Annotated in this window: 21 protein-coding genes and 1 riboswitch; of the genes, 9 read left to right on the top strand and 12 right to left on the bottom strand. The window is 45.3% G+C overall.

All coding sequences use genetic code 11. The features are described from left to right. Positions 1 to 12 precede the first annotated feature (12 nt). The 5 genes from DP120_RS00955 to DP120_RS00970 all read right to left on the bottom strand — a co-directional run bounded on the left by DP120_RS00955 (position 13) and on the right by DP120_RS00970 (position 5,850). Positions 13 to 1,761, bottom strand: a complete 1,749-nt coding sequence (locus DP120_RS00955; protein WP_112221319.1) for a mechanosensitive ion channel — start codon at positions 1,759 to 1,761, stop codon at positions 13 to 15. Positions 1,762 to 1,899: 138 nt separating this feature from the next. Continuing rightward, entirely contained in the window at positions 1,900 to 4,053 is a 2,154-nt protein-coding gene (locus DP120_RS00960) for a sensor histidine kinase (protein WP_112221320.1), read from the bottom strand. 1 nt (position 4,054) lies between these two features. Next, positions 4,055 to 4,216 carry a hypothetical protein gene (locus DP120_RS18310; protein ID WP_165843685.1) on the bottom strand — a complete coding sequence of 54 codons (162 nt, stop codon included), beginning with the start codon at positions 4,214 to 4,216 and terminating at the stop codon, positions 4,055 to 4,057. Continuing rightward, on the bottom strand, positions 4,194 to 4,886 hold the full coding sequence (locus tag DP120_RS00965) for a response regulator transcription factor (protein ID WP_112221321.1): 693 nt from the start codon (positions 4,884 to 4,886) through the stop codon (positions 4,194 to 4,196). The genes DP120_RS18310 and DP120_RS00965 overlap by 23 nt, the downstream gene beginning before the upstream one ends. A 79-nt stretch (positions 4,887 to 4,965) precedes the next feature. Continuing rightward, positions 4,966 to 5,850, bottom strand: a complete 885-nt coding sequence (locus DP120_RS00970) for an EamA family transporter (RefSeq protein ID WP_112221322.1) — start codon at positions 5,848 to 5,850, stop codon at positions 4,966 to 4,968. 108 nt (positions 5,851 to 5,958) lie between these two features. Between DP120_RS00970 and DP120_RS00975 the strand changes: the two genes are divergently transcribed. Beyond that, positions 5,959 to 6,189, top strand: a complete 231-nt coding sequence (locus DP120_RS00975) for a helix-turn-helix domain-containing protein (protein WP_112221323.1) — start codon at positions 5,959 to 5,961, stop codon at positions 6,187 to 6,189. 340 nt (positions 6,190 to 6,529) lie between these two features. Here the strand turns inward: DP120_RS00975 and metX are convergent, their stop codons facing one another. Beyond that, positions 6,530 to 7,546: a homoserine O-acetyltransferase MetX gene (gene metX / locus DP120_RS00980; protein ID WP_112221324.1), complete on the bottom strand. Its 1,017-nt coding sequence runs from the start codon at positions 7,544 to 7,546 to the stop codon at positions 6,530 to 6,532. A gap of 11 nt (positions 7,547 to 7,557) precedes the next feature. Continuing rightward, complete coding sequence (locus DP120_RS00985; RefSeq protein WP_112221325.1) at positions 7,558 to 8,847, bottom strand: O-acetylhomoserine aminocarboxypropyltransferase/cysteine synthase family protein; 1,290 nt, start codon at positions 8,845 to 8,847, stop codon at positions 7,558 to 7,560. Positions 8,848 to 8,953: 106 nt separating this feature from the next. Next, positions 8,954 to 9,069: riboswitch (SAM riboswitch) on the bottom strand. A 133-nt stretch (positions 9,070 to 9,202) separates the two neighbouring features. On the opposite strand from DP120_RS00985, the gene DP120_RS00990 reads away from it, so the two are divergent. Continuing rightward, entirely contained in the window at positions 9,203 to 9,844 is a 642-nt protein-coding gene (locus DP120_RS00990; RefSeq protein WP_112221326.1) for a glycerol-3-phosphate acyltransferase, read from the top strand. Positions 9,845 to 10,050: 206 nt separating this feature from the next. Next, the gene (pepT, locus tag DP120_RS00995) at positions 10,051 to 11,268 is read left to right on the top strand and encodes a peptidase T (RefSeq protein ID WP_112221327.1); all 1,218 of its coding nucleotides are present in this window, start codon (positions 10,051 to 10,053) and stop codon (positions 11,266 to 11,268) included. 36 nt (positions 11,269 to 11,304) lie between these two features. Here the strand turns inward: pepT and DP120_RS01000 are convergent, their stop codons facing one another. Then, on the bottom strand, positions 11,305 to 12,324 hold the full coding sequence (locus tag DP120_RS01000; protein ID WP_112221328.1) for an STAS domain-containing protein: 1,020 nt from the start codon (positions 12,322 to 12,324) through the stop codon (positions 11,305 to 11,307). A 176-nt stretch (positions 12,325 to 12,500) separates the two neighbouring features. Between DP120_RS01000 and DP120_RS01005 the strand changes: the two genes are divergently transcribed. Next, positions 12,501 to 12,734, top strand: coding sequence for a hypothetical protein (locus DP120_RS01005; RefSeq protein WP_112221329.1), 234 nt, complete (start codon positions 12,501 to 12,503; stop codon positions 12,732 to 12,734). A gap of 122 nt (positions 12,735 to 12,856) precedes the next feature. Further along, positions 12,857 to 13,282, top strand: a complete 426-nt coding sequence (locus DP120_RS01010; RefSeq protein ID WP_112221330.1) for a pyridoxamine 5'-phosphate oxidase family protein — start codon at positions 12,857 to 12,859, stop codon at positions 13,280 to 13,282. Positions 13,283 to 13,493: 211 nt separating this feature from the next. Here DP120_RS01010 and DP120_RS01015 read toward each other — a convergent pair whose 3' ends face one another. Beyond that, entirely contained in the window at positions 13,494 to 15,455 is a 1,962-nt protein-coding gene (locus DP120_RS01015; RefSeq protein WP_112221331.1) for an iron ABC transporter permease, read from the bottom strand. After that, on the bottom strand, positions 15,455 to 16,432 hold the full coding sequence (locus tag DP120_RS01020; protein ID WP_112221332.1) for an ABC transporter substrate-binding protein: 978 nt from the start codon (positions 16,430 to 16,432) through the stop codon (positions 15,455 to 15,457). Before DP120_RS01020 ends, DP120_RS01015 begins: the two co-directional genes overlap by 1 nt. Positions 16,433 to 16,626: 194 nt before the next feature. Here DP120_RS01020 and DP120_RS01025 point away from each other — a divergent pair, with 194 nt between their 5' ends. Together DP120_RS01025 and DP120_RS01030 are read left to right on the top strand one after the other, a co-directional pair. Continuing rightward, positions 16,627 to 17,451 (top strand): ABC transporter ATP-binding protein, encoded by an 825-nt coding sequence (locus tag DP120_RS01025; RefSeq protein ID WP_112221333.1) that lies wholly within the window; start codon positions 16,627 to 16,629, stop codon positions 17,449 to 17,451. Between the two features lie 2 nt (positions 17,452 to 17,453). Further along, entirely contained in the window at positions 17,454 to 18,098 is a 645-nt protein-coding gene (locus DP120_RS01030; protein ID WP_112221334.1) for a hypothetical protein, read from the top strand. Positions 18,099 to 18,212: 114 nt separating this feature from the next. Here DP120_RS01030 and DP120_RS01035 read toward each other — a convergent pair whose 3' ends face one another. After that, positions 18,213 to 18,575, bottom strand: a complete 363-nt coding sequence (locus DP120_RS01035; protein ID WP_112221335.1) for a VOC family protein — start codon at positions 18,573 to 18,575, stop codon at positions 18,213 to 18,215. 145 nt (positions 18,576 to 18,720) lie between these two features. Between DP120_RS01035 and DP120_RS01040 the strand changes: the two genes are divergently transcribed. Next, positions 18,721 to 19,401: a hypothetical protein gene (locus tag DP120_RS01040; protein ID WP_240611933.1), complete on the top strand. Its 681-nt coding sequence runs from the start codon at positions 18,721 to 18,723 to the stop codon at positions 19,399 to 19,401. A gap of 168 nt (positions 19,402 to 19,569) precedes the next feature. Here the strand turns inward: DP120_RS01040 and DP120_RS01045 are convergent, their stop codons facing one another. Next, entirely contained in the window at positions 19,570 to 20,454 is an 885-nt protein-coding gene (locus DP120_RS01045) for a VLRF1 family aeRF1-type release factor (RefSeq protein WP_112221336.1), read from the bottom strand. A 162-nt stretch (positions 20,455 to 20,616) separates the two neighbouring features. On the opposite strand from DP120_RS01045, the gene DP120_RS01050 reads away from it, so the two are divergent. After that, entirely contained in the window at positions 20,617 to 20,928 is a 312-nt protein-coding gene (locus tag DP120_RS01050) for a DUF3243 domain-containing protein (protein ID WP_112221337.1), read from the top strand. The last annotated feature ends 19 nt before the right edge of the window (positions 20,929 to 20,947 follow it).

Raw genomic sequence — 20,947 nt, forward strand, 5'->3', positions numbered from 1 at the left:
TTCATTTTGTGCTTACTTATTCTTGAACGGGTCGTCCGTGTTTCGGTTTCGACCTGAACGTTTATCACGTGCATCTTTGCTGAAATCCTTCGGCAAATCTGTCGACGTGCCTTTTTTGTTTTGCGTGCCTGCAGTCCCTTTATAGGGATGCCTTTCATCAGGTGAAGGTTTTTCTACGATCGGGTCAGTCGCCGCTTTTGCTTCTTTGGCCAAGCCTACTTTTTTGGCTTCCTGCTCCCTTTTTTTCTCCTCCCATTGTTCCTGGTCCACTTTGGTATCTTTCAGGCTATTTTCCATGCGGTCCAAATATCTCGATGCATGTTCTTTGCCTCCTAGTCCGAAAGCAAGACCGAACGCCAGGGCTGCTCCACCAAGAATCAGGATAAAGGCTGAATTGATGATTGAAGCCGCGATGCCCAATTGGTCAAGTGCCATGAAGAATGCGAATGCCAAAATTGCATATTTTGCAACATGGCGAAGTACATGAGGGCCACCTGAAGACTTTTTGAATACACTGCCAATAAAATCTTCAGCAAGATTAGCCAGCCAGAAACCGACAGCCAGGATTACCAGGGCCGCGATGACAGCAGGAATGTAAGCAAAAATTCCGCTCGCCAAGGAAACCATAAACTCAAGATTTAATAATTGAAGTGCTTCAACTGTGAATAGCAGCACAATCAATACCTGTGCTACCACGCCGATTATTCTGGCAAGTGAATAAGCAGAAGGATCTGTGTCAGGATCTCCGGTTTTATTCATCCCCATTTTTTCAGTAAGTGAGTCGACACCCAAATTCTTCATAAGTTGAATGACGAAATCTTTCACCCATCGACCAATGATAACTCCTGCTAAAACCAGGAGAATCGCTACAATAATATTCGGAATCATTGTCAGGATGTCATTAAGCATGGCAATTGCCGGTCCGGAAATTCCGCGCAAAGCAAGAACTTCAAGTGCAGCAATCGTCACAGGCAGCATAATAAGGATAAAGGCAACGATGCCAATGACATTCGAAACACTTGTGCCGCTAAAGAATTGTGAAATCTTCAGTTTTGCAGCCAAACGATCCGTTCCGATCGATTCCAGGAATTTTGAAAGGATTTTCTTAACGATAGTCGCTGCAATCCAGCCGATTGCAAAGATGACTGCCGCTGCAATCAGTTTCGGTATGAAATTCAAGACGCTGTTGAGCATATTCGAGAACGGCTCACTAAGACCGTCGATATTCAACGCACTCAGGACTGCTGGCAAGAATAGCAGCAGAATCAGATAAAATGCGATGTTGGCTGCCGTTTCTGTCCATCTCACCGTGTCCTTTTTAGAAGAACCGGTCTTTTTGGTGACTTTTCCAAAATCGAATTTTCTGCCCGCTACTAAAATCAGGCGTTTCACAACTGTTGCAAGAACCCACGCCAGTAAAAGAATCAGGCCAGCTTTCAGGATGCTCAGGAATGCTCCGGATAAGTTATCGAAGATGCCCAGGAAAGGCGCCCCAATTGCCCCGAGGTTCAGAATGTTGAAGAATAATGCCACTGCGAAAAGTAAAATCAGGACAAATACAATTTTACTGATGATCTTTGACAGGCTGTATTTCTGCTGTGACATGCCCGCTTTTTCATCGAGCTTAGTTTTGTCCAATAATTTATAAACTGCTTTCTCCACCAACTTGGCTACAATATAACCGATAATAAGTACGAGAATTGCCAAGAGAATTTCGGGAAGCGCGTTCATGAAGTTATTGAAATAACCGCTGGTATCCATATGTCGTCCCCCATTCAAATTTATTGTGTTCTTAACTCCTATCCCCTTGCTCTGCTTATTCAAAACCTTATATCCTTTTATATAGAGGAAACAGAAAAAAGGCCATGTCCATTCGGACACAGCCTTCCCCGCTTCTTTTTATATACTTCTCAATGAAACAGTGACTTTAAATAAGTCGCCGTCCACTTCAATTTTCATAGAGCCGCCATGCAGATCGACAATTGACTGGGCGATAGCAAGCCCCAGACCTGAACCCTCTGTCTGCCTGGCCACGTCTCCCCGTTTGAAGCGTTCAAATAATTCATCTGTGTTCTCACCCAATTCAAAGCGGGTAACATTTTTCATTATAAATTCCGCTTGGCCATCCGTTTCTTTCAAATTTGCAAAAACCCTGGTGCCCGGCAATGCATATTTGATGGCGTTCATTATCAAATTGTCCAAAACGCGCCACCATTTTTGGCCGTCTGCCATAATATAAACTGGCTGCTCCGGTGTTGAAATGCGGAAGTCGAGTCCTGACGAGGAAATATCTTCTGCATGCTCAGCGAACGCTTGAGTCATCAGTTGTGTAAAGTCGACACGCTGGTGATGCAATTCCATATTTCCGCTCGCCATTTTGGAGACTTCGAAAAGATCTTCGATCAATGTTTTTAATCGCTGTGATTTTCTATCCAGAATATCCGCATACGTCATCCGGTCTTCTGTGGAAAGGTCTGGTGTTTTCATCAAGTCCGTATAGGTAATGATGGATGTCAACGGAGTCCGCAGATCATGGCTGACGTTCGTGATCAATTCCGTTTTCAGCCGTTCACTTTTTGCCTGCTCTGACACTGAGTGGCGCACCCCTTCCTTCAGCCGGTTAAGCTGAATGGCATGGTGTGCAAGAGGCGACTTCCCTTTGATAGGAATCTGTTCATTCAAACTGCCGTCCGCAATTGCCTGCGTGCTGTTCATTAGTACATTTAAATAGCCAAAACGTTTCATCATGAACAGCAATACCGGCAGTCCAATGAAAAGAGTCGCCGGCACCCATATAAGTATCGCTTCGGGAACCATGAACAACAGCATTGTTCCTGCTCCCCAGAAGAATATTACAATCAATAAAATCAGCATTTGAACTCCAATCGATTTTTTCAAAAAAGCATATCGTGACAGCTGCAGCGAACGCTGTAAATAACTGTTTCTGAAATCATCCACCAACTTATCTGATTTATTGTAGTAGGCGTAGAGCCAGATTCCCTGAAGAATGAGCAATCCTAGGACCACAGCATTAATCCCTAAGTTCTTTATAGTGTTCCAGATAAAAGAAGCGAGGCCGTCATAGATGGTGTATTCCATTATCCTTAACGAGTTCGCCACTCCAAAAGGCAAGGCAAAAAATAAGGTGACTGCGAAAAGTCCAAGTTTTATTTCCAGCGGCCATGCCGACCATTTCCTGTATAAAGGTGTTTTTAAAAATGCGTCTTGTTCAAATTTCAACTTTGTAAACAGCAACACTATACCCGCAATCGCCAAAGCTCCCAAAAGATACAAAGTGTTCTTGATATATTCATGTCCTACGATATCAGCGCCCCGGTCGCTTGCAGCAAGAAGGGAACGATCAATCTGGACGATTCCTTTAAATTCGGCATCTGAGGCAGGAATCATCATTTCTGTATTATTGTAATTGGAATAATACAGTTCTTCACCATTGAAATGAAGCGGCGCAGCGTTTGTATATTTCTTCTCATAAAACGGGCGGCTGCTCATCTCTCCTTTATTGAAATTTTCACCAGTCTCAATGTTGGTTAAATCGTAAACATAATAGGGAAACTGTGAATTGAAGCTGCCTTCTTCGGTTAATATTCCATTGACTGCAACTTTAGCAGCCCTTTGTTTGTCTTCAAGAATCTTTTCCCTGACGGTTTCATCATCTGCAAAATTGTCGCGGATCGCCTGTATTTTGCCATCACGTTCTTCTGTCAGTATTTCCAGCAGGCTGTCATTTCCACTTTCACGCGCGGACTCTATGTCCGGGTTATATTGGTCTTGAATGCTTTGAATCTGCTCAGCCAATGTGCCGTATCTGGTCCGGTATTCCTCTATTTCTTCCATCGATACTGTGAACTCGGTTTCCGCTTTTGGAGGGTCCAACTCAGTAACAATCAGCCGGTTGACGAAGTGATTGTATTCTTCTTTAAACTCAGTAGTCTCCAGATAAGATTTCCCGAAATATTTCGGGCCCAATTCCATTACGCTGAAAATACTGATCAACACGATTGATAAAGTTGTCAGCCAAAGCCATTTCTTCATTTTAAATTTCCCCTTTGGACACCGTTCGAAGTGATGCCAGTAATTCTATCGCAGGACTATTAAAAACGGTTTCCACAAAGAACGATAAACAATAAAGAAGCGTAAACAATGCTATTGTCACGGCAATAATCGACCATAGGTCATTTTTCAATTTTGTAGCCAATGCCCCACACCACCTTCAGATATCTTGGATTCTTTGGATCAGTCTCTATTTTTTCGCGGATTTTCCGTATATGGACAGCGACGATATTTTCTGCATTATATGCCGGTTCATTCCATACTCTCTCGTAAATGTCTCGGATAGAGAAAACTCGTCCCGCATTCACCATCAACAGCTCAGTGATTTTGAATTCAATTGGCGTCAATTTCACCGGGTCTCCGTGAAGCAGTACTTCTTTCGCATCCGAATCCAACACAAGACCATCGATTTCAATACGCTGTGATTTATCCTGGTAAGTACCAAGACTCACGTAACGTCTTAGTTGAGATTTAACCCGCGCCACCAGCTCCATGGGATGGAATGGTTTTGTAACATAATCGTCAGCCCCTACCGATAATCCGTGTATCTTATCCGAATCCTCCGCTTTCGCGCTGAGCATAATGATGGGGATATTACGCTGTTCACGTATTTTGAAAGTGGCTGAAATTCCATCCAGCTTCGGCATCATAATATCGAGAATAATAACATGCACTTCGTTGGATTCCAGCAGCTCAATCGCCTTTTGCCCATTTTCGGCTTTCAGCACCCGATATCCCTCGTTTTTCAAGTATATTTCAATGCCATCCCGAATATCCTGATCATCATCAGTTACTAATACAGTAAATTGACTCATACAATCTCCCTCTTTTCTCACTATATTCATCATAAGGATAAAATCTTAAGCCGATACTAGGATAAAAATGAAGAAATTCTTAAGAAAGCTCATAATTGTCTTCAGCTTTTCTTTTTTTGCCCATCGTCAGGACCAATATTCCGCCCAGCAATAAAACGACACCGGCCCATGAAAGTCCGCTCAGCACTTCGCCAACCACCAGTACACCGAGTATCGAAGCGGTAAGCGGTTCTGCCAACGATAAGGTGACTGCTGATGATGAAGGGATTTTCTTTAAGCCTCTTGAAAATAGTATGTAAGCAAGGCTGGTCGTCGCAAATCCCAGATAAAGAATAATTCCGGCATCTGCGGGAATCAGGATATAGGAAATATCAAAAAAGAATAAAGATGGAATCAGGAAAACAGCCGCTATAGAGAAGATCAAGGCGACCGCTGGCACTGCCTCCATCGATTCCAGAACGCTTTTACTGGCAATTGCATATAATGCAAACGCAAGTCCTGCCCCCAGTGCCATTGCTATGCCCAGTACATTAACGTCTGCTGCGCCTTTATTTGCGAACAGTAAAATACAGCCAATGATCGACATCATTGTAGCTGCCGACCAAATGCGATCGGGACGTCTTTTCAAAAATAGCCATTCAATCATTCCTGCCAGGACAGGAGCACTGCCGATGGCCACAACTGTACCGATTGCGATGCCGGTCAACTGGACAGAAGAAAAAAATAATGGCTGGAACAGCGCCATACTGGCCGCTGAAATGAGTACAGCCTGCCAGGAAACATTACGAATAACTAAACTTTTGGTTATTATTGTGAAAAGAAGCAGGGAAAAACCGCCTATCATCAAACGGAATGCACCGATTGTCAGCGGATGCGCTTCTCCTGAAATGAAATTTTGTGCTGTGCCGGTCGTGCCCCAAAGCATCGCAGCAAGCAGCACCATTATATATGGTGTCGCATTCATATTCTGCACCTCGAATTCCCAGTTATATCAATTACCATACCATTATTTCAATCGTTTGAGATACTGCTCTTCAGCGATTATAATAAAAGAAAAAGAGGAGGCGATCTTATGTATATGACAGTCCCGGAAACTGCTGCTTATTTGTCCATGCCGCAAGAGCAAGTTAATCGATATATACTCGAAGGACGTATCAAAGCAGTCCATGATGGAGAACAATACATGGTCAACACCTCTCAGTTCGAAACACATTTCCAACAGCTGGAACTCGCCAAACAGCAGCTCGAAGAATGGAAAGCCACCCCTATACCGGATGACGTGGATATTAAAGACGAAGACTAAAGAAAAGCGTAGGCGCCCGTTAAGCTCTGAAAGGCATAAGACGAATCTGCGTAGTGGCGGTCTTTGCCACGCAGCTGATATGGCTTATGACCCGAAGAGCTGGGCCGCCGAAGTCTGGACACAAAGAAAAGCGGAGGCGCCCGTTTAGCTCTGTAAGGCAAGAGATGCAGGAGCAATAAGGGGTTGAACGGACCAACGAAGTGGCCTTGGCCACGCAGTTGGGCTGGCTTATGACCCGAAGAGCTGGGACGCCGGAGTCTGGACAAAAAGAAAACCGGAATCCCAAAACCTTAAGAATGAAGAAAAAGCATCCCCTTCGGGATGCTTTTTCTTGTTCTAATTATTGCCGAGTCGCTTCAATCTGCTCTTTTGTTTGTAAAAATCCCCGGATTAATTCGTTCCATTTTTCGAATTCCACCAGAAATCCATCGTGCCCAAAATCAGTTTCGACGATTTCCCATCGGGCTTCTGGCTGCTCTTCCAGCCAGGGAATCATAAGTTCAGCGGGATAAAGCAAATCGTGTGTGTACGAAACGGAAAATATCGGAACATCTATTTTTCGTTCCCCCACGTCATGGCTGTTCATGGCTTTCAATAAAACCAGGTAGCTATTGGCATCGAACCGCTGCGCCAGTTTCCGCCCCTGATAATCCAAATACGTTTCCACTTGGAAATTCGTTCCACTTTCGGAGCGTCCGAATCGATCATTGAACAGTTTGCCGCTCCGGTAACTGATCATGCCAACAATCCTTGCCAGATGGAATCCGTTGAAATCGGGTGATCCAACGTAATTTCCATTATGGAAATCAGGGTCATTCTCGATTGCCCGAATGCCAATATGGTTAAAGGCAAGCGCATAGCTGCTGAAAGCCGGGGTGACGGCGAGCGGAACAATAGATTCGGTAACATCCGGATACAATGCTCCCCATTCGAGTGCTTTCATGCCCCCCAGCGAACCGCCGATTACGGACTTCAATTTATTTATTCCCAGCGTCTTCAATGCCTGATACTCGGCATTCACCATATCTTTGATCGTCAGCAAAGGAAATTCCGACCGATAAGGCTTACCAGTAAGTGGATTTAAGGATAGCGGGCCGGTCGAGCCATTGCAGCCTCCGAGTACATTAAAGGAGATTACTTGATATTTTTCTGTATCAATGGCTCTTCCGGGACCGGCCAAGCCGCTCCACCAACCCGGATGCTCTGCACTGCCGACAGCATATTGATCCCCGGTAAGCGCATGGCAGATCAGGATGGCCGGAGCAGAAGGATCACCGCTTCGTTCATACGCCAATTCCGCCTCTTCCAGCACATGGCCCGATTCCAACACTAAGTTCCCGATGGATACTGTCCCCATATTTTCTCCTCCTATACTTCCTGGACTGCCGCCGCTTTAATGGCCTGCTCCAAGTCAGCAATCAGATCTTCCGGATTTTCCAGTCCGACTGATAAACGGATCAGTTCTTCCGTGACGCCGGACTGCTTCAATCCCTCCGCGCTTAATTGCTGATGCGTTGTTGAAGCCGGGTGGATAATCAACGATTTGGCATCTCCGACATTCGCCACATGCGACCATAAACCGACGCCGTCAATTACTTTTCTGCCTGCTTCCCTGCCGCCCTTGATACCGAAGTTGACGATGGAACCAAATGTATCTTTCAGGTATTTCTTTGCTAACCCATGAGACGGGTGATCTTCGAAGCCGATATAATTAACCCATTCGACCTGTGGATGGTTTCTCAGGTAGTCCGCGATGATTCCCGCATTACTGCTGTGTTTTGGCAAACGCAAATGCAATGTTTCCAAGCCCTGCAAAAATGCATGGGCACTGTCTGGACTGAGTGACGGACCAAAATCACGCAATAACTGAACGCGTAATTTCGTTGCGAAAGATGCGCCTTCCGCATCTATTCCGTAACGGATACCATGGTAGCTGTCGTCAGGCTGTGTGTAGTTCGGAAATCTTTCATGGTTCCAATTGAACTTGCCGCCATCTACCGCGATGCCGCCGATTGTAGTGCCGTGGCCGCCAATCCATTTTGTCGCTGAATGGATAACGACATCTGCTCCAAAAGCTATCGGGTTGCTGCCATATGGAGAAGCGAATGTATTGTCGATTAATAATGGAATATTGTATTCATGCGCAATCGCTGCAACCTTCTCTACATCGAATACATTCAGACTAGGGTTGCCGATTGTTTCTCCGAAGAAAACTTTTGTCCGCTCAGTTACAGCCGAACGGAAATTTTCAGGGTCTGTACCGTCGACGAATTTCACTGTAATGCCATAACGCGGCAACGTATTGGCAAACAGATTATATGTGCCTCCGTATAAATTGCTGTCGGCAACCACTTCATCACCCGCTTCAGCGATATTGAGAATTGAAAATGCGATTGCGGCCATTCCAGATGACAAAGCGACTGCGGCTGTGCCACCTTCAAGAAGGGCCACTCGCTGTTCAAATACATCCACTGTCGGATTCATGATGCGCGAATAAATATTTCCTGCCTCTTTCAACCCGAAAAGATTCTGTGCATGCTCCGTGTCACGGAATACATATGAAGTCGTCTTATGGATGGGCACTGCCCGCGATCCTGTGACAGGATCTGGCTGCTGTCCTCCGTGAAGTAAATTTGTCTCTGCTTTGAAATTTGTCATTTTTCATTCCTCCAGTAATTTTAATAGATGGACCTTAAAGGAGATGAGGGAATAGAAAAAGGCCCCCTTCTAATTAGAAGAGGGCCGCTATACACGGAGTTTCCTCCTCTCATCTTCCAGACTGTCGTTCCAGTCTGTAGGAATTAGCACCTTTCCAAGCTGGGTTGCTTGGTGGTTGCCGGGCATCGCAGGGCCTATTCCCTCCGCCACTCTTGATAAGAGTATTCAGATTCAGTTTTCCATCTTGTTGAGAAGTATAAAGAATGATACGATATTTTGTCAAGAAGATTGTCGGATAATTTTGAAACTTTATCTTTGTTCATACGTTTACTATTAAGAAAGGCAGGGGCAAAATATGACTCTTTGGATTGTTTCAGCACTTATTTCAGGTTATGTAATCGGTTGCCTTCATGGCTCGCTGGTTGCCCAAATTTTATCCGGCACCAACATCAAAGCAACAGGCGTAAAAAATTCGGGAGCCTCCAATGCCGCAATCGTCCTTGGATGGAAATACGGCGCACTGGTCGCATTTCTCGATATCTTTAAAGGGTTTGCCGCAGTTATGGCGATGCGCCTGTTACTTGGCAGCAGCAGCCTTCCTTCCGAAACGGTTTGGGCAATTTTGTTCTTTATTGCGGCCGGAGTCGTTCTTGGCCATAACTTCCCCTTCTATATGAAGTTCAACGGCGGCAAAGGAACCGCGGCCGTTATCGGAGTGATGATTGCGCTGGACTGGCAACTCGGACTTCTTGGGCTCGCACTTCTTATCGTAATCGCACTTGCCACCGATTATCTGGTCATCGGTGTACTCGCATTATATGCCGTTTTTCTCCTTATCGCTTTCTGGCCGGCGGATGGGCTATGGCCTTATGTTATCGCTCTTTCTTTGATGGCGATGGCTTTTCTGAAACACCTTGAAAATATCCGCCGAGTAAAAGACGGCACTGAAAACAAAGTGTCAGCTGTTTTGCGAAAGAAAAGCGCAAGCGCCCGTTAAGCCCTGAAAGGCATAAGACGGATCAGCGGAGTGGCGGTTTTTGCCACGCAGCTGATATGGCTTATGACCCGAAGGGGTGGGCCGCTGGAGTCTGGACAAAGAAAGCTGCCAATCCCCACTGAGGGCCGGCAGCTTTTTCAGATTTCCTGTATTCTTTTCATTCGTGGTAAAATATAGCCAGTACATACTTCAGGAGGTCTTTATCCATGATTGAAACTTTAATCGAACGATTGATCCGCTATGCAAAAATCGATACACAATCCAATTTTGAAAACCGTGAAACACCTTCCACTCCAGGACAGTGGGATCTGTTGCGTGAATTGGAAAAGGAAATGAAGGAAATCGGCCTGGAAGAAGTCCAAATGGACGATTACGGCTATCTTTTCGGCACACTTCCGGCTACTTCGGATAAAGAACTTCCTGTAGTCGGATTTCTTGCCCATGTCGACACGGCTACTGACTTTACAGGCAAAAACGTCAATCCCCAGCGCATAGACAATTACGGCGGAAAAGATATTCCGTTGAACGATTCAGTGGCGATGACAGTAAAAGATTTCCCGGATCTGCAGAATTATATCGGCCACACACTGATTACGACAGACGGCACGACTCTTCTCGGCGCAGACAATAAAGCCGGTGTTGCTGAAATTATGACAGCGATGGAGTACCTCATCCAGCATCCTGAGATTGAACACGGCAAAATCCGTGTCGCTTTTACACCGGATGAGGAAATCGGACGCGGCCCCCATAAATTCGATGTCGAACGCTTTGGTGCCGAATACGCCTACACAATGGACGGCGGTCCGCTGGGTGAACTACAATACGAAAGCTTTAATGCGGCAGCTGGAAAGCTGACAGTCCAAGGGAAAAGCGTCCACCCCGGATCAGCCAAGGATAAGATGGTCAATGCTTCAACGATCGCCGTCAAATTCCAGAATGCCATGCCTGAAAATGAAGTTCCTGAAAAAACAGAAGGCTATGAAGGGTTCATTCATCTGAACAGCTTTAAAGGTGACGTGGAACAAGCGGTATTGAGTTATATCATCCGCGACTTCGACAAAGAGAAATTCGAAGCGAAAAAAATGCATATGCAGCAAACTGCCGAAAAATTGCAGGCACAGTATGGCGCTGACGCACTGACACTGGAATTGGACGATCAATATTACAATATGAAAGAAAAGATCGAGCCGGTCATGCACATTGTGGACGCTGCTGAAGCTGCAATGAAGACACTTGGCATCGAACCAAATATCGTACCGGTTCGCGGAGGCACCGATGGTTCTCAGCTTTCCTATATGGGAATGCCAACGCCGAACATCTTCACAGGCGGCGAAAATTACCACGGCAAATACGAATTCATCTCTGCAGAAAACATGGAGAAGGCAGCACAATTGATCGTCGAAATCGTAAAATCTCAAAAATAAACAGGAAATAGCGCCCTCAAGCTAAGGGCGCTTTTCTTATATAATGCTTCTTCCATTCTGTGCGAGTGCAAAATGAATGCCGTGTTGCAGGGTCTGGAAGCAATTGAATTTCGAAATATCAATTCCACTTTCAGAAATCACCATGCTCATTGCCGGAGAAATTCCCACCAGGATTGTTTCCGTTCCGATGAGCCCGGCTGCAGCACCCAGCTTTTCAATCAGTGCGGCAGCTTGCTGTGTGAAATTATTATTCAGTCCTGTCAGGTCGAGAACCAAATACTTCGCTTTATAAGTCGGCAGGTTTTGCAAGGTCTTGATCATTAACTCCTCTGCCCGTTCCTCATCATAAGTTCCCAGCAGCGGCACTACTACAATGCCATCCAACACCGGAATGATCGGCGACGATAATTCTTTGACCAGCAAGGTCAATTCCGCTGTCTTTTCTTCCACCAGGTTCTGCAGCTGACGGATTTGCTTGGCTTCATTGGAACGCGCCAGCCTGTGGATATTCTCTTCGACGGTTTCATCTGAAGGAAAATAACGGATGACACTTTCGCTGTATCCTTCCAATTGAAAATGGTCTACTTCGTACCATATATTTTCACCAAAAAGTTTGGTGAAAATACCGGCATAATGGGCAGGAAGAAACCTGCCGCCAGTTTTTTTCTGTTGTGCAATATTAATGCTATGCTCCCAGCTATCCTTTAAATGGACTTCAACGGTTTTCTTTTCGATATCCAGCTTATGTGTTTCCGCTAATCCCCAACCAGCTGAAGCATATGTATTAGTGATCAGTGCCGCCGCTTCTGCTGCATCCACATTTTCCATTTCTGAAAAATAATCGCCGACTACTATGCCCTGCCGATACCCGGTAGTTTCCATCACTACCTCTGCCGCATCTTCTCCTGCTATTTCTTCTATCGTATCAAAAAACATTTTCATCGCTGTGGAAGTCCAAAAAAGGACAGAATCCTGACCTTCGAATAAAAATTTCCCTTTTTCAAGGTCCCATTCAAAACTCAGTCCTCCAACATTAATGGAAGCTTGTGTATTCATATAAAAACTCCTCTCGTTCAGTGATTCTATTTTACCACATATTAAAACAGGATTTAGCAGGTTATCTCAAGTACCGTGACTCCCCATTATAAACTTTCCGGACGACTCCCTCAATGTTTTAAATGTATTCATAACAGGAATACACTGATAAGACTAATTGAAAGAGGTGTTCCAATATGTCAGATAAAAAACATTTCACTGAAGATGACCGCGAAGAAAGCAAAGGGGCTCCAATGGACAATCCCGAACAATATAAAACTGATAAAGAAACACTCACCGAAATGCATGAAGAAGAGATGAATGTCGATACGATTCCGTTGGAAGATCTTAAGCAGGAGCAACAGGAAGAAAAAAACCCGCGTGAAACTAAAAGCGATTCTTCCAGCGAAGAAAAGTACCCTGGATTCTAACCCCTATTTTCAGGAAAAAGGCGAATTCAGATTTGAAAGCAGAAGATCCGTTATGATAACGGATCTTTCTTATGTTTACTCGAAGTTTAAAAAGGAATAAGGAGATTAAAAGGAGTGATTGGATGAATCAGCAAGAATTGAAAGGTGCAGCCCTTAAAATTTTAAACGACAGCCATGTGGGAGTGCTTGCTACAATTACTGAAAACAAGCCACACTCACGGTATATGACTTTTTTCAACAAAGATTTCACGCTTTACACGGCAACCAGCAAAAAAACGCAAAAAGTTGATGAACTCGAACAGAATCCTCATGCGCACATCCTCCTTGGCTACGAAGGCGAAGGTGTCGGAGATACATTCCTGGAAATCGAAGGCGAAATGTCAGAACATGACGACCGGAGCATTTTGGAAGATTTATGGAATGACCATCTATCCGGCTGGTTCAGCGGTCCCGATGATCCGAATTTATTAATCATCGCCATTAAACCTACCCGCATGCGCCTGATGAATAAAAAAGGGCAAGAGCCACAAAATATCGAACTCCAATAAGAAAAGCGTAAGCGCCCGTTTAGATTCGAAAGGCATAAGCCGATTTGGCGAAGTGGTGTGTTTTCAGTCGCATAGCCAAATCGGCTTATGACCCGAGAATCTCGGCGCTGGAGTCAGGACAGTGCAACACTCTTTTCGAGACCCTTTAGTTTAAAAAGTTATACTTTCATATCCATTAATAAAAGGCCTGCCAAGTCGGCAGGCCTTTTTGCTATTTCATTTTTTTCAATAAATATAAAAGATATGGTGTCCCGATTAAAGCGACAATCAGTCCACTCGGTATGTCATTTGGCGCAATCAATGTGCGGCCGATGAAATCCGCTGTCACGAGCAGCAGCCCGCCGATCAGACCGGAAGACAGCATCAGCGGCAAATGGCGGAAACCAACCAGACGCCTTGCAATATGCGGCGCAACCAATCCGATAAAGCCGATCGTTCCGACAATGGAAACTGCGGCAGTGGATATCGCCACTCCAACGACAAGCGCCCAAACGCGGGTGGAGCGGATATTCAATCCAAGTCCTGCAGCGACATCATCTCCGAAAGTCAATGTATCCAGGCTGCGTGTGATGTAGACCGCCGGCCAGATAAACAAAGCGAACAGAATCAGTGCAAATTGCACATCATCCCATCCTTTCGCGTACGTGCTGCCCGACAACCAGACAAGTGCGCTGGCAACGGCAAGTTTTGCTTTCACAACAAGAATTTGAGTCGCTGCGGAACCGAACGCTGAAATGGCGATTCCCATCAATGCGACTAGCATCGGCTGAAAGTTATTTTTCCAGGCCGTCAGCAATATGATGCCAAGCGCCAGAGATGCCCCCAGTGTGGCACCGAGCGGCAGAAATGCGGGAGGAATCGCCGGAAATACGACCAGTAACAACATCGCTCCTGCTCCTCCCATCGACGTGACACCGAGCACACTGGCATCTGCAAGAGGATTTCTTAAGACTCCCTGCAGAATCACACCGGTAATCGCCAGCATGACGCCAACGATGAAGGCAGTCAATACACGCGGCACCCGGAATTCCCACACGACCGGCGATAACCAGTCGAAATTCCATGCGCTGCCGTTAAAGCTTAAAGCAAGCGTCGTAACACCGATGATTGCTGCTATCAAAATAGGGACGAGCATCTTCAAACGGATAGGTTTTGTCGTTCCGCCCATCTGCCGCTCGCCGCGCTTCATAGACCTGGCTGTTTTCCATGCCAAGTATAATAACCAAGGTCCGCCGATCAGCGCGGTCATCGCGCCAGCTGGCACTTCCTGCCCTGGCTGGATCAGACGACCAAGTACATCTGCACCAATGAGCATGACACTGCCCCACAGGAATGAATGGATCAATATTTGAAGATGGCCACGGATGCCCATCATGCGGACAATGTGCGGTGCCATCAATCCGATAAATCCGATGGGCCCGACAACACTTACAGTCGTTGCCGCTAAAACGATGGCCATTCCCCATGCCGCCAGTTTTACCAGGCGGACATTTTGGCCAAGCGAAGAAGCGATATCTTCTCCAAGAGACAAGATATCCATCGGCTTAGCGAGCAACAGAACAACGGCAAATGTAACAAAAATCACAGGTGCCGCAAATTGCACGCCCCCCCAGTTCAACTGCACCAATGTGCCGGATCCCCATAAGAAGAGCCCATTAGTTTCATTTTCAAAAAGCAATTGCATCGTCCCGGTCATGGACGCGAAGAGCAGCGAGATGATCATTCCTGTCAACGCTACACGGACCGGATCCATCTGCTTCCCAGAAAGACCTATGACAAGCAAAGATGATATGACTGCACCCAATAACGCCGTTGCAAACGGAAAGCCGCCGACAAAACCGGGAAAAAGGATCGTGCTGAGCACAACAAAAAAGAATGCGCCGGCATTTATGCCGAGAGTTCCGGGAGAAGCAAGCGGATTATTCGTCAGCGTCTGCAGAACTGCTCCGGACACTGCCAGCGCCCCACCGGCCAAAATACCGACTGCCAGCCGCGGCAAGCGGAGACTGACCACAATATCCTGGATACGCCCTTCCGTCCAAACACCGGAAAGCAGATCCGAAACGGAATAATCCGCCTGCCCTTGCGTCAAATGAATAATAGATAACGCAAAAAGCAGGAAAAAGCCCCCTGTCAAAGAGACAAAGGACTTCGCTTTCAGTTTGCCTTGCATTAATTATTCACCATCACATCTGTAATTTGGTCCATCAATGTTTCAGCGGATAAAGGACCACCGTACAACCAAGTGTCCGGCCCTAAATCATACGTGCGGCCTTCCTGGACGAAATTCAGGTTTTCCCAAACCGGGTTTCCGGCAAGCTGGTTTTCGTAGATATTGTCTTCATCCGGGACAGTGTAGAGGTAATTGGCATCTTCGTACTGCACCAATCCTTCCACGTTGAATGTGCTTGAACCGAAAACTTCGAACTGATCCGGTTCATGGACATTATTCAACCCGATACGCTCAAGAATGATCGAAGCCATCGAATGTGGCGTAAACACACGGATTTCCGGTGCCTGAGGGCCTGAATAAGCCAGTGTCAAGATGACGTCATTTGTTTTAAGGTCAGCAGCTTCGATTTCAGCCGCGCTTTCTTCGTATTTTTCTTCAAGATCTGCAAGGACCTGATCAGCCTCTTCTGTTTTGTCTACAGCTTTGGCAATTTCAAGGAACGTCGTTTCCATTTCTTCATATAAATTGATGCTGTCATCTTCCGGATACGGATTGAAGATGACCGTCGGAGCAATGCGTTCCAATTCTTCAAGCATCGCCGTATGACGGAAGTCAACACCGATAATCAGATCCGGATCAATCTCTGCAATGGCTTCAAGGTTCGGTTCCTGGCGGCCGCCGACATCGATGACCGTTTCATCCAATTGCGGTTCGATATTCACATAGTCACCATAAGACTCGATATCAGCCATACCTGCAGGCTGAACGCCTACTGCCAATAAATCTTCAGCATACGTCCACTCAAGAACAACTACTTTCTTAGCCGGCTGGTCTAAAGTGACTTCGCCATTTGTCCCCTGTATCGTAACGGATTCTCCTCCGTTTTCAGTTTCAGTTGCTGTATCTTCTTCTCCCGACGAACAAGCCGCCAAGACCAGCATAATTGCTGCAAGTAATAATAATGTCCATTTTTTCATGATGTAACCTCCAAGGTTATTTGATAACGATTCTCAATACGTTTTTATTTTAGGACTTCCTGTCACATTTGTAAAGGGAAAGTTTAAATAAATAGTGAAAATCGTTCTCACTTATCATTAATTTATGATATAGTATGGGTATTGAGAAAACCTATCAGTTAGATTTATGGCTAAAGATGCGGAGGAATTGAACGATGACTATGGCTGTCAAAACCAATGACCTATCAATCGGATACAACGATAAACTTCTATTTGAAAATTTGAACCTTTCTATACCCCGCGGTGAAATTTCTGTTTTTGTGGGAAGCAACGGCTGCGGTAAATCTACATTGCTCCGTTCAATCGCCCGCCTGTTGAAACCGCAGGAAGGTTCGATTTTACTCGAAGGCAAAGAAGTGCATAAAATGTCTTCACGAGAAGTTGCCAAGAAAATGGGCATCCTTCCACAATCTCCTGTTTCACCGGAAGGTTTGACTGTACACGATTTGGTTAAGCAAGGTCGTTATCCTCATCAGTCATGGCTTAAACGCTGGATGGAAGATGACACAGAAAAAGTGGAAGCTGCGATGAAAGCTACCCGCGTCGATGAATTCCGCGACAAACCGGTCGATGAACTTTCCGGCGGCCAGCGCCAGCGCGCCTGGATTGCAATGACGCTTGCACAGGATACCGATGTCATACTTCTAGACGAGCCAACAACATTTTTGGATATGACCCATCAAATAGAGATTTTGGATCTTTTATTCGAATTAAATGAAACGCATGGCCGCACAATTATCATGGTGCTGCATGATTTAAACCTTGCATCTCGCTATGCCCATAATATCATCGCCATAAAAGACGGTGAAGTGTTCGGACAGGGCACTCCTGAAAGTGTTATCAGCTGTGATTTGGTCCGCTCTGTTTTCGGTATGGAATGCCAGGTTTCAAAAGATCCGCTTTTTGGAACACCTCATTGCGTGCCTTTCGGCAGAGGACGCTGCATCGTTCCGGAACTCCGTGAAGCGCTGGGGTCTTAATTATGGAAGAACTTGAACTTTTCCAGGTTAAAGTCCGGCGTGAAGCGAACGGCTTCATGAATATGGAAGAAGCCACGGAAAGCCGTTACCCTGAATTGATAAAAGAAATAGTTCATGCATCCGGAGCACCAAATGAAGCCGTAGCCTCGTCTATCTTCATGAGGCGCTTCGGTTTTTTCATAACTGCACAGCTTTATTTATTGGCGCACAATAAAATATGGGTTGGTCCGCTGGATGAAGTGCATCTGGAAAATACACAGGGCAGCATCAGTTTTGCAGTCGATGAACGTTTTATACGCGAACGGGTGGATGGTGATTTGGAGAAGGTTTTGAAAGATTATGCTTTTCCGGTCGTTGAAGCTTTCCGCACAGCCGGACATGTTTCGAAGATTATATTATGGGAGAATATCTGGGGGTATGCTATCTGGATGTATGGCATGCAGAGTTCCGAACAGGCAGAACGGGACATTGAAACTCTTATGGAAGATGAAATCTGGCAGCCGGAAATGCGGAAATCCTATTTCCGCCAGTTTTTAGGCGGCCACAGTTTTGAAGAAGCGAAAGCCGACTATAAACGGATTACCTGCTGCTTGTATAAAGAGTTGCCGGAAACCGATAAATGCCCTTATTGTCCCCTGCGAAAATAAACGCTCTGCGGTGCTTGCCGCGGAGCGTTTTTGTGTTTATCGAGTGATTTCGCTGGCGAGTGATCATAGAATCGCTTTGACTGCCCATAGAACTGAAAAATCCGCTCATAGAATTTATTTCAGGAATTCCAGACGGTTGCCGAAAGGGTCGAATACGAAAAACCTTTCCACTCCCGGTATGCTGTCATCGACAGTAACAGTGATGCTGTTTTCTTCCAGATGGTTCTGCAAAATTCCGTATTCTGAAACCTTGAAAGCCGGATGTGCTTTTTTAGCTGGATTAAACGGTTCTTCGATTCCCACATGCAATTGAAACTCATCGAATTCAAACCATACTCCGCCTCTCGCTTTTAACGGTTCCGGTTTTTCGATTTCCTTCATGCCCAATACCCCGCTGTAAAAAGCGATTGCTTCCGATTCGCCGCCTTTTGGTGCTGCTACTTGAATATGATCGATTTTACCAATAGAAAATTCCATTTCGCCCACCTCTTTCTTTCTTAGATTACCCAACAGGCGATTGAAATGAAATGAGCAGTTTTCTATCGACCTTTATAATCTTCTCTTATCACTTTGCAATTGTACGCTACTTTCAGTAGCATAAAAGAAAAAGGAGGACGGCTGTGTGGAATTTTCCAATCAATTAAAAATGGCACTGGCATCCCAGTCGGTTGCAGTCGACCGTGAGCCGGTAAATCCTCTTTCACGTGATAGGGAATCGCGTATTGAAGAGTTGAAACGCTGGAGCGGTTCGGAAAACAGCGGTGTCGCAATTTCTTATTTTTTCCGGCAATATGCTTTATTCGTGTCTGCCCAATTTCACTTGCTCACTTACCAGAATGGCTATTTCGAATGTGCCGGTGAAGATCTGACTTTCAACCGTATACATAATTATGGTTTCAATTTACTCGAGACCCATGTCCCTTCTGCACATTTCAAAAACGTCGAGACGAATGAAAGGTTTTCCGCTTTCCACTACATTTTGCATGAACAAACAGCAAAGCTGATTGACGAGTTCCGCAGCCATGTAAAAATATCCCCTCTTATTCTATGGGACAACGTGTTGGGTTCGGTCATCTGGTTTTATGCCAATCTGGAACAGCGTGACCCGCGGCGGGCGGCGGCGGATCTGGAATGGCTGATGGATGCTGCAAATTGGTCGCCTATGCGAAAATCCCATTTGGCCCGGCTGCTGGGAGACGCTTCACTCGGGCAAGCCGTGTCCCGCCCTTTGAGGAAAACGTGCTGCCTTTACAAGGAACTTCCGCAATTTGATACGTGCACGTTCTGTCCCCAGCCAAATTAGCATGTGAATTTTTTGTTTTGAGGATTTATCAGCGATTTTTGACGGTTTATCGTCGATTTTTTTCTGTTTATCAGCGATTTTCGATGGTTTATCAGCGGTTTTTCGTTGTTTATCAGCGATTCTCATTGAATCCACAAAAAAGCCTCAGCATCCGCTGAGGCTTTTCGTTTATTTCTCAAATACTTCATGCAGGATATTTCCTGGCGAACTGTTGATGAAGTTTTTGTAAATGCAGCTATTCGGTTTTTTCTGCAGGGCTTTCGAGAAAGACTTGGCATGATCTGCTTCTCCCACGACATGAATTTCTTCCCATTTGCGTTCTTTTTTCAGCTTTTCGACTTTAGATCCCATATCTTTGTAGAAGCGTTCCAAATTCTCTTTCAAACGGTGATCCAATTCGTCGACAGGGCTTCCACCGCCGCTGCCTCCAATCACAGGACTGTTGCCGCCTGCAGCGCCGCCGCCCGGCGATCCGGCACCAACTGAATTTGCACCGACACCAGCTCTTCCCTGGACCCTGCCGGAACTGCGGACACCTTTTTGTTCCGTCCAGACTTCAAGGTTGGCATCAAAATCATAATAAATCTCTTCATTGACAATTCCCATCGAAGTATCCAAAATTCTTATTCCTTTAAAGCTAGGCAATATAACGCCTGCATAAGGATAGGCTTTATACATATATCTCAATTGATCCAATACAGGCTCCGTCTCCCAATGGAAATTGGTTTTAACCGGGACTTGAACATAATGCACAGACCAAAGATCTTTATGCGGAGATGCAAAAATAACGACACCCTTCTGGAGGTCGTCTTGATTGTCATTTATTTCTCTTTCCACTTTCTTCTTAAGAGACTTATAGTTTTTGATTTCATTTTCATCGTGCGAAGCTTCCAGGTACTCTTCAATTCGCTTAAGGCCATTCTTCAGATGAATCCGCCATGCCCCATTTTGCGCATTTAAATCTGCAGGATTCGTATTCAGGTAGACACTTAAAACACAGCGGTCTTCACATTTGAAGTTTTTTAACTCCTGGATTTCATCGTATAATGTCATGCATTCATCATCCTCCCTATTTCCTTGCTTGTTACCTGAATACCCGAACACTTCTGTTTTAAACTGACCTTTTTTTAAATTTAAAATTATCCAAAAGTTTATCTTTTAAGCTACGTGGTAAACAGAGACTAGCAACAAAAATTAAAAGGAGAGTGTTATAGAATGGAAAACGTAAACAAAAAAGTTGATGAAAAACTGAAGAATTTTGATGATGAAAAGAAAGAAGACATCCTCGCGAATTTCAATCAGTTTAAACAATATTTGAATGATAAAGTTGAAATCGGTGAAAAAATGGGCTTGAGTGAAGAACGTCTTGCACAAATCACTGAAAAAGTGGCAGGCTATCTCGCGAAGAATGAGGAGCCGAAAAACCGTGAGGAACATCTTCTTCAGGAACTATGGAAAGTCGGCAATAAAGAAGAACAGCACATGTTAGCTCATATGCTATTGCGCATGGTGCAAAAAGAAGACTAAAAAACTTTACAGTAACGCA

This window comes from Planococcus halotolerans, assembly GCF_003289955.1.
In the GTDB taxonomy this organism is placed as follows: domain Bacteria; phylum Bacillota; class Bacilli; order Bacillales_A; family Planococcaceae; genus Planococcus; species Planococcus halotolerans.

Coding starts and splice junctions, on each gene's coding strand:
- DP120_RS00955 (WP_112221319.1), bottom strand. CDS start 1,761: ATGGATACCAGCGGTTATTTCAATAACTTCATGAACGCGCTTCCCGAA.
- DP120_RS00960 (WP_112221320.1), bottom strand. CDS start 4,053: ATGAAGAAATGGCTTTGGCTGACAACTTTATCAATCGTGTTGATCAGT.
- DP120_RS00965 (WP_112221321.1), bottom strand. CDS start 4,886: ATGAGTCAATTTACTGTATTAGTAACTGATGATGATCAGGATATTCGG.
- DP120_RS00970 (WP_112221322.1), bottom strand. CDS start 5,850: ATGAATGCGACACCATATATAATGGTGCTGCTTGCTGCGATGCTTTGG.
- DP120_RS00975 (WP_112221323.1), top strand. CDS start 5,959: ATGTATATGACAGTCCCGGAAACTGCTGCTTATTTGTCCATGCCGCAA.
- metX (WP_112221324.1), bottom strand. CDS start 7,546: ATGGGGACAGTATCCATCGGGAACTTAGTGTTGGAATCGGGCCATGTG.
- DP120_RS00985 (WP_112221325.1), bottom strand. CDS start 8,847: ATGACAAATTTCAAAGCAGAGACAAATTTACTTCACGGAGGACAGCAG.
- DP120_RS00990 (WP_112221326.1), top strand. CDS start 9,203: ATGACTCTTTGGATTGTTTCAGCACTTATTTCAGGTTATGTAATCGGT.
- pepT (WP_112221327.1), top strand. CDS start 10,051: ATGATTGAAACTTTAATCGAACGATTGATCCGCTATGCAAAAATCGAT.
- DP120_RS01000 (WP_112221328.1), bottom strand. CDS start 12,324: ATGAATACACAAGCTTCCATTAATGTTGGAGGACTGAGTTTTGAATGG.
- DP120_RS01005 (WP_112221329.1), top strand. CDS start 12,501: ATGTCAGATAAAAAACATTTCACTGAAGATGACCGCGAAGAAAGCAAA.
- DP120_RS01010 (WP_112221330.1), top strand. CDS start 12,857: ATGAATCAGCAAGAATTGAAAGGTGCAGCCCTTAAAATTTTAAACGAC.
- DP120_RS01015 (WP_112221331.1), bottom strand. CDS start 15,455: ATGCAAGGCAAACTGAAAGCGAAGTCCTTTGTCTCTTTGACAGGGGGC.
- DP120_RS01020 (WP_112221332.1), bottom strand. CDS start 16,432: ATGAAAAAATGGACATTATTATTACTTGCAGCAATTATGCTGGTCTTG.
- DP120_RS01025 (WP_112221333.1), top strand. CDS start 16,627: ATGACTATGGCTGTCAAAACCAATGACCTATCAATCGGATACAACGAT.
- DP120_RS01030 (WP_112221334.1), top strand. CDS start 17,454: ATGGAAGAACTTGAACTTTTCCAGGTTAAAGTCCGGCGTGAAGCGAAC.
- DP120_RS01035 (WP_112221335.1), bottom strand. CDS start 18,575: ATGGAATTTTCTATTGGTAAAATCGATCATATTCAAGTAGCAGCACCA.
- DP120_RS01045 (WP_112221336.1), bottom strand. CDS start 20,454: ATGACATTATACGATGAAATCCAGGAGTTAAAAAACTTCAAATGTGAA.
- DP120_RS01050 (WP_112221337.1), top strand. CDS start 20,617: ATGGAAAACGTAAACAAAAAAGTTGATGAAAAACTGAAGAATTTTGAT.